A 13,625-nucleotide genomic window follows, 5' to 3' on the forward strand; every position below is an offset into this window, starting at 1 on the left:
GTCGTGCAGTTGTCATGCAAATTCCAAATACAGGGGATCAAGGGTCAATCGGTAAAGTTGGATATAGTCCAATTTTACCGATTGACTCTTTTTTATTTACACTTCACCACTTTGATTTCTACTCTTCTGTTCTTTTTGCGATTTACTTCTGAAGTGTTTGGAACAAGAGGTTCTGCTTCACCTTTGCTTTCTGTGAATATTTTCTTTGCAGGTGCTCCTTGCTTGATGAGTTTAGATTTTACACTATTCGCTCTTCTTAATCCAATCCGAAGATTGTTTTTACGCGTTCCCCAATTACAGGTATGACCGGTGATCTGTAGGCACTGGTTCGGGTTTGCTTTCAGCATATCAGTCAGTTCTTTTAGTTTATCGGCTTCTTCATGTATTGTTTTGTCCGAATTCTGAGTAAAATTGATCGTGATCGTAGATACTGTATCTAATGGCTGTTCTGTTCTCTTTTCTTTTTCAATAGGAGTAGGGTCTTTGATGACTGGTTGTTCTACGACTATTTTGCTAACAGTATCTATTTTTTGAGAGACAATCACCGTATCTGTTTTTTGAGCAGGTTCTGCTGGTTGAGTGATTACCGGAAGTTCAACTGCAATTTTTATCTCGCGGGTTTTCGCTAACCGGAAATAGATTCCGACTTTGACACCTAGAGACATGGGGGTTACTTTGGTCGTTTGAGTACTTGCCAATACTCCATTGTACACAGCATCAAGTTGATAAATTTCTTTCGTGTCTTTTTTCAATGCATTGTTCAGCCCATAGTTAATGTAAGCTCCCACGTACAAGTCAATTTTGGGCGACAAGGAATAAAGTCCTCCCAGATCGGCTATAGCCATATATGATGGACGCAATGATAACTTGTTATTATAACTGTCCGTAGTAGTTGTAAATCCAAACTCAGGTAAGTTGCTTAGTTCCGCGTTTAATCGGGAGTAATAACCGGTGGTGGTTATGCTACCGCCGGTGGTTGTATAGCTGCTGCTAATGGGAATAGATATCTTGCCACCGGCCGATCCCTGAAGACTTATTTTGTTACTCAATGCATGTCGGTACTGAAGCGTCAAGGGGATATCCAGAAATAAGGCTTGCTGTTTTTCCTGCCAGTTGTTGTAATTAACGCGGAATTCGAAGTTTTCTCCATCGATGTCAACCTGAGGCGTTGCCGATAAAAAGTTAATTGTTGAATGGGCGTTGAACCACTGCAGCCCGAGTCCGGACTGTATCCCCCAGTGCTGAGTAAAGAAGTAACTGTATCCTGCATTTATCGTTTTTCCGAATTTGCCACTTTGCGTCCCGTTTTGCAGGTTGTACGAGAGATTATGCAACCCGCCACCTACTGTCAGATGCAGATACTGTTGTTTTTCCTGAGCTTGCAGCATACTGCAAAAAAGAAGAATCAGCACTATTGTAATATGTCTTTTCATTTATATTTTCTTTTACAAATTAATGTTGTTTTTGGTAATGAATAAGCTTTGCGGTAGCCAAAAGAGCTACTGCAAAGTTTATCGCTAGTTTGTCACTATGACTTTGAATGAAAATGATTGCCCATCGGCTGTAGTTAGACATCCTGAGTACACTCCATCCATTGTCGGAAGTTTAATTGTATTCAGATTTTCTACCTTCGTAGAATGGTACACACGAATGCCTTTTGCGGAATATACAGATAGTTCAGCACCTGCCATATCCAACTCCATAGCTTCGTCTGTAATTTCCACTGTGCAGGTTTGACTTGGTCTTACCATAGTAGGATAAGCAGTCACCTTAAGAGCTAAAGGAATATTCAATACTTTAGGGTATGAATAAAGTATTTCACCATTAATGTCAGTTGCCTGCACCGTATAAGTTCCAACCAATCCTTTCGGATCGCGGTAGAACTGCTTAGTGGCGCCTTCGATAGCTACACCGTCTTTGAACCATTGGTAAGCACTGAATATTCTGGTGCTGTTATCCAAAACCAGCACCCGGTTGTATTTTACAGCGATATATTCTGTCGGGATATTGACAGTCAATACAAAGTCATAAGCAGGACTTTCTACACCGAAATCATTTCGCATGTGCAATGTTCCTTTGTACTTTCCTGGTTTTGTTCCTTTCGGTACTGTAATAGATATGCTTCCATCTGTACCCGTTGTAACTAAAGCCGTGTAACTTACATTCTGAATACCCACTGCCAATGCAGATGCCTCGAAAGTGATCTGATATTGGGTTGGTCCTCCAGCCACAACGTTATAGGATAAAATTAATCCTGTGCTGTTGGGATCAGGGTTAGGAGTTGGATTCGATAGCGGCTCTAATGTAATGTTGCCGGAAAGAATCTCAGCTCCCGTGCCCAGGTAATTTGCAGGTGCACTATAATTACCGGCTGCACTGCCGCCTAAGGTGTACACCACCGTTATCATTTTATTGGTTCCAATAGTGGCATTATCATAATTCCCCACAGCTGTAACAGTCACATTTCCTTCGTCAGTTGTCACCACACCCGATAAGGTACCTGCAGTTACTGCTGCAACCGTGTTTCCATCGTACACTTTGCTAAGCGTTACTGTAGGATCCGACATTGTCAGTGCTTTTGCCGTGATATTACCGTTGGCAGGCACATAGCTGATATCATAATTACTCGTTACGTCCGTGTTACCATTTTTAATGGTAAGTCCCGAAGCTGTCAGCACATGTGTTGTTCCAACCGCAGCATTATCGAATGTTTGCGTAGGAGCTACATTTATCGCATCGCCTGTAGCCAAAGTTCCTACTGTAGGAATAGCTGTAGAAACAGTTGTACCATCGTAGGTTTTGGTATCGGCTACGGCGGTTAGGGTAATAGCTCGTTTGCCAATCGTTAGGTTGGCAGGAACAAAGGTTTCTGTATAATTAGAGCCGTAGGTGTAAGTTCCCAAATCAATCGCGTAGTCCGCTGCTGTTTCTCCTGTTGTCCGTACCAATGACCCACTTGCCACATCACCCGTTACGATTGTTCCCGAGCTGATTTGCGCAGTCAATGCTGGATCAGCGTCACCGTATGTTTTCGATTTCGCGTCGGCTGTAATTGTAATCGGTCGTTTAGAAATATCTAACTTGCCATTTTCATATGTGATCGTATAATTATCTGAAGAGTAACCACTCGGAGTTATTATATAATCTAATCCTGCTGTTATAGCTGTTACAGCAGTTCCTGTGAATGATAAGGTGCCAATAAGTGCTGTGGCAGTTTCGTCCTTCACAAAACCAGTATATGCTACTGTGAAATTGTCAGCTACTTGACCATCATAAACCTTTGATTTATTGTCAGCTTTAACCGTCAATAATGCCCTCTTTACCGATAAAATCTGTTCTACTTGTGTTGCTGCAAAAGTAACATTATCACCCGTTTGTGTAGCAGTAATTTTTGTGTTACCGGCTTTGAGAATAGTTGCTTGATTGCCGGTAATACTAACCACGGTTGGATCCGCGGCCGTAAAAGTTATGGTCAATCCTTTATCAGTAGTTGCATTACCCAGTATAAAGTCGGCATCGCCGTAAGTTTTTGTATCTATTGCCGGATAAGTGATTGTTTGCGCGACCTTATTAATAGTTGTAAACTGCCATGTGTTTGAAGCAGCAGTAAATCCGGCAAAATTGTTGTCGTATTTGTCCTTTACAAATCCGGCACTCAATCCAACATTTAATAAAGTATTGACAGGAAGATTCTCGGTAAGTGTTACGCTAACCGTTTTTTTATCAGCTGATAATGTAAATAATGCTCTATCGGCAGTCATGGATAAATCGTACGATTTTACCAGTGATGCACCATTGTAAATACTTAAAATTCCCGTAGAGCCTAAACTCACTTCTTCGTCGAAAGTTAAGCTAAGCGTTGGCTGCAACGATATATCTGTTGAATTTGTAACGGGGCTGTAAGCTGTTACAACCGGAGCCACATTATCTACAACATTAATGGTGAATGTTTGATCGGTGTATCCGGCATCATTGGTTGCACGGAGAACCACATTGTGTGATCCTACATCCGATTTGGCAGGTGTGCCTTGTAAAATAAGGCCATTTTTTATACTGTATATATTATTAGAACCTAATTGTGAATATGTAATTGCACCTGTTTTGCTCATAGAGAGCCCCCAGACATCATCATTTGCATTTAGTGATACAGATTCATAAGAAGAAAAATCGGGTTTGTATTTTCTCAGACCGCCGCTTTCTAATGCTACATAGTAATTTCCTTGCTTATCTACTTTTATCGATGTTGGATCAGTTGGCAAACCTGAGAGTACTGTACTTAGCGTAGATGTGGATGTGTTGTATTTTAATATGCTTCTATTTTGATAGGTGGCAATGAATAAATTTTCATTTTGGTCAAAATCTAATCCAAAAACTCCACTTGATGGAATTCCATTTGCAGAGGTTAAAATAATCTCGCTGGCTTTTGTTGTTTCATTTACTCGGACGATTTCTCTTGAACTATAATCAGAGGCATATATCCAACCGCCATGATCTGTCAAAGCAAGTGCACCATGTGTTAATGAGGCGAAGTTCTCTTCAACAGCATCAGGATTATTCAAAGGAACTCGGGTTATAGAATTAACGGTTGACATGTATCGAGGAATATAAATATATCCATTCGCAATATGCAATTCGTAAACCGCACCTGAAATTAAACCGGATTTCCATACTGTGGTTGTGCCATCAGGGGTAATTTTGTATATTGTATTTAAAGTGGTGTTATCGTCATCGTAATATGTTATTGCGTAGATGTTTCCGTTGTTGTCTTCCGCCGCTCCGGTGATTAGAACTCCTGCCGGAATATTCCCAATTAATTTTGGTGTACCATTGCCTTGTTGTCCATTTATTGATAACCAAGCAGGTAGTGTTGGAGCAGTTATAGTAGCTTCGATACCTCCTTCAATTGTTGTATTTGCATTATAATTGTAGTCTTGGTTGTAATTAACCGTTGTGACTGGTGTACTGGTAAACGTAGGTGCACCAAAGTAGGTAAATTTATCGTTAATACTAATTGTACTCGTACCACTCTGGGTTGTAACCGTAATATCTACAGCTCCTGCAGTGCCTGATGGTGAAACTGCTGTTATCTGAGTGGTCGAATTAACTGAAAAGCTGGTGGCATTTGTACTGCCAAACTTAACAGCTGTAACACCTATTAAGTTGGTTCCGGTAATAGTAACCGTTGTTCCTCCTACTGTTGAGCCTGATGAGGGTGAAATGGCGGTAACGGTTGGTGATGCTGCTGTAGTAAAACTCACTTCCGTTCCATAACTTGTCCCGACTTCATTCGTAGCATAAGCTCTTACTTTGTAAGTAGTATTGGCCGTTAAACCGGTTATAGCTGCAGTAAATGCCCCGGTTGTAGAAATAGACCCTTTATCCACTTTACTATCGGATGTGGTGGGTGTACCTGTTGTATTCCAACAAACTCCATAGGATGTGGGGAACGGCACTCCCAAATCAGTGATATTTCCATTACCGGTGGCCGTAGTTGATCCTATATCACTTACAGCCTGTGTAGTTACTGTAGGTGCTATACTCAGCACATAAATATACTGCAAGAGATCTAATGTGGTATAACTGGTACCATTAAACCATATGAAAGTAAAAGTGGTATACGGTGAGCCATATTCATTTGCTGCCGGATTGAATTTCAATGTGCCTGCTACAAGATCGGCCTTCGCGATTTCCTGATTCAAGACAACTGCCTCGCCTGCATCAACAATATTATTGTTATTAGCATCCAAATACAGGGTTCCTTTGCTGGTTAATGTAGTTATTTTGATCTTTGCCAATAAATTCTTATCTACACTGGAGAAAATGAAATCGTTTAGTTCAAAAGTATATGTTTCGTTGGCATTGATGGTAGGTGCCGGAGGAACGGTTGGTATGGATAAAGCCATTGGTTGCCCTGAAAGACCACTAACAATATCTTGTGGCGAACTACCATCCAAATTGCATTTACGGATTTTTTTTGTGCCCATTTCGGCAAAATAGAGTTTCTCATCCACATTACTTACAGCCATCTGAAACGTCTTGTTGGAATTAGCAAAAACCAATGTAGGCGTTGTAGAACAAGTCATGTCAGTAGTCATTACCTTGCTTTCACTCCAATAAGCCAGATATAGTCTTTGACTTTTTTCGTCAATGGTTAACCCGGGAATAAAACTAGTTGTGGTCATAAGTGTTTCAACATTCGTTCCATCGAGGTTGCAACGCAGAATAATACTATTAGCAGTAGATGACTTGGACTCAGTCCAATAGAGTTTTTGTAGCGTTGTAGAGATAGTCAGATTGTAGGTGTAAAAATTTGAATTAGGTGAGGTTACAATAACCTCCATACCTGTTCCATCCAAATTACAACGCCTTATAATAACATTACCACTTCCATATTCGGAGAAGTACAATTTATTATTTATTAAATCAAGAGCCAGCCCTCCGATAGTCTTTGAACCTTCATATAGTTTTTGCAGGTTGGTGCCGTCTGTATTTGTTTTTTTTACAATTGATCCGTCACCATAATACAATATGCCTTTATAGAAATCGGTTTCCATATCGAAAATTTGACCAGAAAGTGTTACTGATCGTTTGACATCAGTGCCATCTAACTTAGCAGAACTAATGTTCTGGCTAGTAATACCCCAATAAATTCGATCCTGAGCTTTAACGGCTACTTGGAGGGTTATTAAGAAGATAAATAAAAGGGTAAAAGTTTTTCTCATATGTAATTGTTTTTTGTATTTTATATTCGTGGTAATTAACTGTCAACTCTGAGTTCTGCCGTCATGCTTTTACCAATTTCTTTTCTACCATACCGGTATCAGTAATCAACTTTGCTATGTAGGTGCCTTTGTATAATGAACTTGTTGATACAAGCTCCCGATTGGTTATCATTTTATTTATAAGCACCTTGCAGTGTAGGTCACTGACTATTAATAAGGCTATATCTTCTATGCCTTCAATGTAAAAGCAGTCAGTTATATTATCTTGTACTAGTTTTATAGCCGATCCGGCTGTGGTAGGTTTTGTTGGGATTTCTTTTGGAATAGTCATAAAGGCTACTGAATAAGATGTATAATTTAATGTACGATGAATTATTGATGCTGATAAGGGTTGAGAAAATTATAGCGGCAAAGCAAACGCTACTTTGCCGCCATTTCTGAAAACAATTGATAAATCAAGGTATAATTGCTGAAAACAGACCGCTCCATGGTCCTTGTTTTCCATTTCGGTTTACCCAACGGGCAAATCCATACAGTGTTTTGCCTCGTTGATCGGGCGTAAATACGATACTCTCGTGCGACCGCGATATGTTATAGCGCTCGGTACAATCGGATGGTGATACCGGCAGTTCACTTATTTTGCATACCACTTCACAAAAAGCTACACTGGCAGGCTTAGAATGCGAGGCGGGCGAAGCCGAATCGGCATAAACTACGTGCAGAACCGAAATTTCCTCGGCAGTGAGCGAAACAATAGGAGTGGTGGTAGGCGCAGGTGCTACACTACTTCCACCACCTCCTGTGAGGTGAATGTTTAATGCTTCTTTGTCCTCAAGAGTAATAGCATCGTTATTCAGCAGGTGATGGTTGAACAAGTCAATCAACGCTTCTTTTAGCGGAGTCCACGAAGCTTCGCGGGCAGCAGTTGCTGCAGGGCTTTGCGTGCTTCGGTTGTTAGCAACACTGTACTTTGATTCATAATCGGTGCTAAGTACCATAATGGTATTGATCTTGTCTTGAGGGATACCCCACGCGGAAGCATGGTTAGCACACAAATTAATTGCATTTTTCTGAAAATCATAGCAGGCAGATAGACCTGTCGGCATACCATACGTCTCTTTACTCATAATTTACAAAATTTAAAATTAAACAATAAATAATTCAGATATTAGGGAGCTAAATATTCTATGTATTTGATTCTTATTTAAATAAGTAGCGGTATTATATGTGAGTAAGATGATTAAACACTTGCTCCCATACGGGTAGCAGATGAAAATGCCATTCTCTTTTGTCATTCAACCGAATGGATGCGTGATGGAACCATTCTCTTCCATCGCCCAACCGAATGGATGCATAACAGAACCATTCTCTTTCGTCATTCAAATGAACGGAAGTGTAATAAAACCATTCGCTTCTGTTATTCCTCCGAATGGAGGAATGATAGAACCATTCGCTTTGGTTGTCTAACCGAATGGAAGAGTGATCCAACCAATTGGTTTAATCATTCAACCGAATGGGAGAATGCTGTCATTGGACAGTACAATAGTTTGTTTAGCTTCTTGTTTTGTTCCTTTACCGTACGCTTGCGGGAGAGGAGTTATCGACAGTATTTTTAGGTTTCTTTTTTGTCTACAAATGTCTATTTAAAATGTATAGCAAAGATATGTCAAAATAATTACAGTTAACGAAGCAAAAAACCTCATAAAATTAGTGTAAACCCTAATTGGCGGGTGCGAAGGCTGGTAAATAGGGTATAACAGCAACGCCCCAATATTCTTTAACAAGAATATTGGGGCGATTACAGAGCGATTTAAATAGTAAGTTTGATAAATACCTGGCAGCATTCAAATCTCTACCCAGCCACATTTGATGGCATACAGTATAAGATTAATTGTATCGGGAGTATTTGTTTTTTTGAGTAATAAAGACCGACGTGCTTCCACTGCTTTTACAGACCTGAAAATCTTTTCAGCAATTTGTGAAACCGTGAGTCCCTGACAAAGATAGCGGAGCACTTCCATCTCATTATCCGTAATTCCATGATCTATTTTGACTAATGATTTGGGGGCAATTTTTTGCTGCGTTGTGATATTGACAATGATCTGACGCAGCAGTTCGTTAGAGAAATAGCATTCACCTCCAATGAGTGTTTTCATGGCTTTCTCCAAATCTTTTTTACCGGCAGTCTTGAGTACAAATCCCATAGCTCCTGCGCTTACCATATCGGAGTAGTTGGCTTTTTCGCTGAGCATGGTGAGCACCAGAACTTTTATATCGGGTTGAATTTTTTTTGCTCTACTGAGTGCTTCCAGCCCACCCATAACCGGCATCTCTATGTCCAGAATGACTAAATCGGGGGTATGTGTGTCAAGTAATTCTACAAACTCTTTTCCATTTTCGGCTTCGGCCACCACTGTACCTATACCTTCTGTTTCAATGAGAAGTTTCATTCCTTCCCGAAACAAAGCATGATCATCGACGAGTATAATTTTCTCCATATTTCAACGGTTAACGTTTATCGTAACTACTACAGCACAGTTACAACGTATCTCTTATTCTTTAAATAAATTCACGTCAGAATACTCAACTAACGGCAGTTTTAGATAGGTTTTCATACCACCTCCCGAACTTGAATCGATATTGAGTTCACCTCTCATCTGCTGTACCCGGTTTTGAATATTCATTAGCCCTAATCCAGCTCCATTTTGGGCTTTCTCCAGCCAGTCAAACCCAATGCCATTATCGGTATACACAAAAGTAATAATATTTTTAGCTTTATCAAAATAAAATTGAATATCAATATCGGTTGCCTGAGCATAGGTCAGCGTATTTTTAATCAGCTCGGTAGTAATTCGGTACAATGCCACCTCTGTAATCCAGCTAAACCGATCGGTACTATTGTAGGTAAAATTGATTTTAATTTTTTGTGTCTCATTAATTCGCTCTGTAAAATGCAGCAGGGCATTTACAAAGCCAGTCTTCATCAATAATTGCGAGCTTAGACCATGTGCCAGTTCACGGGTAGACTGTATGGCGCTTTCAATACTTTCATTTCCTTTCAGGGTAATCATCTTCATTTTTTCAACGTCATTTGTCTCCGATAGCCATTGGAAGTATAATTTGATGATAGAGAGTAGTGGCCCCAGTCCGTCGTGCAGTTCGCTGGAAAAGCGATTCCGCTCCCGCTCCTCAACTTCTATAGCTATCTGCAACAATTTATTCTCCGCCTCCACCTTTTCGGTAATATCCCTGTTCGATACTCGTAGCCCGAGAGATTTACCGTTTACTATTATATCCCGGCATATATGTCCAATCCAACGTATCTGCCCGTCTTTACGTTTAATTCTGAAGTTGATCTCCGAACTATTATCATTTGATGTTTGATTGTGCCTGTCCTTTTTATGGTTTAGCCATACGGCACTATCGTTTTCGTAAACAATATTATCTAATAGTATGGGATTATCTACAAACTCCTGAACTGTATAGCCCGTCATTTTTTCAACCGATGGCGACATGTAGATAATTTCATTTTCCGGGCTTTTCCAATATTCCCAATCATAGGTAAAGTCGGCTATGGTTCGAAACTTTTCTTCGGTAAGTTGAAGTGATGAATAGAGTTCCTCCAGCTCCCGGGTACGTTCGGCAATCCGCTTCTCAAGGTCTTCATTCAGTTCATTCAGTTCCTGTTCCAGGCGTTTGCGGTGCGAAATATCGGTGTGAATCCCCGACATAATCAACGGGCGGCCATCGGGAGATCTCTCGGTAATACTGGCTCGTTGGTGCATCCACACCCAGTGACCATCTTTATGCCTGACCCGGCATTCGTATTCGTAATAAGGCAAGTTGCTTTCTGCATATCGGGTATATGCATCGAAGGTAATATCTACATCATCGGGGTGTACTATGCCTCTCCAACCGGGGATAGGAGATTCTTTTAAAACTTTGCCCAACTCTTCATGAGTATAGCCAACCATTTTGGGATATACCTGATTGTAAGTCAATTCGCCTGTCTCTACATGTATATCTACAATTCCTACATGCACTGCCTCTACAATATCGTCGAGCTTTAATCGAGTTGCAATCAAAGCTTCTTCTGTTCTTTTCCGTTCGGTAATATCGTGGAGTAAGCCGGTCCAGATAACATGGCCACTGGCAAGTACCCGCGGGTGTGACTCCATGCGTACCCACTTCATCTCCTGATGAACCACTATTCGTCCTTGCCAATTGAAGGGAGTCTTGGTTCTATTTGCGTCTTCATTCTTTTTGATAAAGTCAGCTTTATCATCGGCGTATATCAAGTCGGCAACAAGGTACGGATTGTTTTCAAACTCTTGTCGTGTCACTCCCAGTATTTCGCAGAACCGATCATTTGCCAGTTTCATCAAATAGGGCGGGTTGTCGGAACTGTGCCAGGCATTGTAGCCCCAGTCTTTCACGGGAAACACTTGAATACGATAGATTCCAACGGGTTGATTGTTGATAATATCTTGATAGACTTCATATTCTTGTATGACTGATTCTTTCGAAACCCGAAGCTTTTTGTTCTCGTTTTCCAACAAAGTCTGATTTGCCAGCAATTCCCGTATAAGTCGCAAACTCTCAGACTCCGGTGTATCAACGCCGGCTAAGATTGACCTTGATTGCAGAAACGCCCCGGCTTCTTTTTTTAGTTTTGAAGATGCAGTGTCCATCATATTATCCATGTTTTTTCTGTTATAAAATATAACTGAACAACAAAGATAATTTATCTGCGCTACGTTAATCGAATTTTAAACTATAATTCTTTCAATTTCTAAAATTCAATCAACATAGGTAAGTTTATCGTATAAATACTGTTACAACGAAAAAATGTCTATTATTAAAAGTCAACAGATTAATTTTATGATTATCTTTGAACCTAGTATATTTTTAGGAGTCTATACAGTGATTTCTTTTGAATGTCCTGAGCTGGAAATATTATAATCAATAACTAAATAAAATCATGAAACAACTAATCACATTGATGGTTGTATTGCTTATGTGCGGCAATATGGCTAAATCTCAAAACAATGTAGCACCGGCACCTCTTGGTTTCGATATTGTGCGTGAAGGCATAGCGCATGGAAAAATTGATACCATTAGTTACAAATCCAAAACAGTAGGAACTGTTCGCAAGGCGCTTATTTACACTCCTCCCGGATACTCTAAAGACAAAAAATACCCGGTTCTTTATCTGTTGCACGGAATTGGTGGCGACGAAAAGGAATGGTTTAACCAGGGTCAGCCTCAGGTTATTCTGGATAATCTGTATGCAGATAAAAAAGTGGAGCCTATGATAGTTGTGTTGCCCAATGGACGGGCAATGAAAGATGACCGTGCTGTGGGCGATGTTTATGGTAAAGCTGCGGCATTTGCCACTTTTGAGCAAGATTTGCTGAAAGATTTAATCCCGTTCATCGAAAAAAAATATCCTGTCATTAAAGACAGTGAACACAGAGCTGTTGCAGGCTTGTCTATGGGTGGCGGTCAATCGTTGAATTTCGGCCTTGGAAACCTCGACAAATTTGCCTGGGTTGGAGGCTTTTCTTCGGCACCAAATACCAAAATGCCCAAAGAGCTGCTTCCTAATCCTGAACTGGCAAAGCAAAAATTACAATTACTCTGGATATCATGTGGCGATAAAGATGGTTTGATTACTAACAGTAAAAGAACGCATGATTATCTTGTTGCCAATGATGTTCCTCATATTTACTATGTTGATCATGGCTATCACGATTTTAAAGTGTGGAAAAACAGTCTGTATATGTTCTCTCAGTTGTTATTCAAACCTGTCGACAAGTCAGCATTCAAAGCTATCAGTAATGTGGGACGACCTGCCGAAAGCAATGCAAGATCAGCTAAGTACCCTCAAATGCTGCCCGATGGTCGTGCGATATTTCGTATCAAAGCTCCTGAAGTAGCAAAAATGCAGCTCGATTTGGGCAAAAAGTATGATATGGTAAAAACCGGAGACGGTGTTTGGGAAGTGACTACCGATTCGTTGAGCGAAGGTTTTCATTACTATTCTTTAATTGTTGATGGAGTTTCGGTTGCCGATCCGTCCAGTGAATCTTTCTACGGGATGAGCCGTATGGCCAGTGGCATTGAGGTTCCATTCAAAGGAGATAGTTATTATGAGTTTAGAAATGTTCCTCACGGCGATATAAGAATTAAAAACTATTATTCAAAGGTAACTAACTCGTGGAGGAGTTTTTACATGTATACCCCTCCGGGATACGACCAAAATACAAGCGAAAAATATCCGGTGCTTTACATTATGCACGGTGGTGGCGAAGATCAGCGTGGTTGGGCAACTCAGGGAAAAACAGATTTGATTATAGACAACTTGATTGCTGAAAAGAAAGCTGTTCCGATGATAGTGATAATGCCCGATGGAAATCTTCCGGCAGGTAATTTCGGCGAAGAAGGTCTGAAACTGTTTGAAAAAGAGATGAAGCAAAGTATTATTCCTTTTGTTGAGAAAAATTACAGAGTAAAAACCGATGCTCAATCGCGTGCTCTTGCCGGCTTATCGATGGGCGGTCTTCAAACACTTTACATGGGATTGTTTAATACCGACATGTTTGCATATTTGGGCGTTTTCAGCTCAGGTTGGATTCAAAATATGTTTAACGATGTGGCAAACAGACAATATGAATATTTGCAAAACAACGTGGATAAAGTGAATGCAAACCTGAAAAAGCTCTGGATTTCTCAGGGAGGAAAAGAAGATATTGCATGGCAAAATTGCCAGACGATGCGTGGAAAACTGGATGCCATGAAAATCAAATATACCTACAGCGAATATCCCGGCGGACATACCTGGCCTGTTTGGAGAAATAATATCTATAATTTTGCTCAACTATTATTCAAATAATATCAAAA

At 40.3% G+C, this 13,625-nt stretch carries 8 protein-coding genes; 2 read left to right on the forward strand and 6 right to left on the reverse strand.

Going from position 1 to position 13,625, the window contains the following annotated elements:
* Positions 1-92: 92 nt before the first annotated feature.
* The 4 genes from PALPR_RS15585 to PALPR_RS14500 all read right to left on the reverse strand — a co-directional run bounded on the left by PALPR_RS15585 (position 93) and on the right by PALPR_RS14500 (position 7,849).
* Positions 93-1,433, reverse strand: a complete 1,341-nt coding sequence (locus tag PALPR_RS15585) for an OmpA family protein (protein ID WP_013446408.1) — start codon at positions 1,431-1,433, stop codon at positions 93-95.
* An 84-nt stretch (positions 1,434-1,517) separates the two neighbouring features.
* Positions 1,518-6,722 (reverse strand): MBG domain-containing protein, encoded by a 5,205-nt coding sequence (locus PALPR_RS14490; RefSeq protein WP_013446409.1) that lies wholly within the window; start codon positions 6,720-6,722, stop codon positions 1,518-1,520.
* A 61-nt stretch (positions 6,723-6,783) separates the two neighbouring features.
* Positions 6,784-7,053, reverse strand: coding sequence for a T9SS type A sorting domain-containing protein (locus PALPR_RS14495; RefSeq protein ID WP_013446410.1), 270 nt, complete (start codon positions 7,051-7,053; stop codon positions 6,784-6,786).
* Between the two features lie 124 nt (positions 7,054-7,177).
* On the reverse strand, positions 7,178-7,849 hold the full coding sequence (locus tag PALPR_RS14500) for a hypothetical protein (protein ID WP_013446411.1): 672 nt from the start codon (positions 7,847-7,849) through the stop codon (positions 7,178-7,180).
* A 142-nt stretch (positions 7,850-7,991) separates the two neighbouring features.
* Between PALPR_RS14500 and PALPR_RS15855 the strand changes: the two genes are divergently transcribed.
* Positions 7,992-8,189, forward strand: coding sequence for a hypothetical protein (locus tag PALPR_RS15855; protein WP_148226490.1), 198 nt, complete (start codon positions 7,992-7,994; stop codon positions 8,187-8,189).
* 377 nt (positions 8,190-8,566) lie between these two features.
* Here PALPR_RS15855 and PALPR_RS14505 read toward each other — a convergent pair whose 3' ends face one another.
* The gene (locus PALPR_RS14505) at positions 8,567-9,220 is read right to left on the reverse strand and encodes a response regulator transcription factor (protein ID WP_013446412.1); all 654 of its coding nucleotides are present in this window, start codon (positions 9,218-9,220) and stop codon (positions 8,567-8,569) included.
* 54 nt (positions 9,221-9,274) lie between these two features.
* Entirely contained in the window at positions 9,275-11,416 is a 2,142-nt protein-coding gene (locus tag PALPR_RS14510; RefSeq protein WP_013446413.1) for a sensor histidine kinase, read from the reverse strand.
* A 287-nt stretch (positions 11,417-11,703) separates the two neighbouring features.
* On the opposite strand from PALPR_RS14510, the gene PALPR_RS14515 reads away from it, so the two are divergent.
* On the forward strand, positions 11,704-13,617 hold the full coding sequence (locus PALPR_RS14515; protein ID WP_013446414.1) for an alpha/beta hydrolase-fold protein: 1,914 nt from the start codon (positions 11,704-11,706) through the stop codon (positions 13,615-13,617).
* Positions 13,618-13,625: the final 8 nt, after the last annotated feature.

Source organism: Paludibacter propionicigenes WB4, from assembly GCF_000183135.1.
Classification (GTDB): domain Bacteria; phylum Bacteroidota; class Bacteroidia; order Bacteroidales; family Paludibacteraceae; genus Paludibacter; species Paludibacter propionicigenes.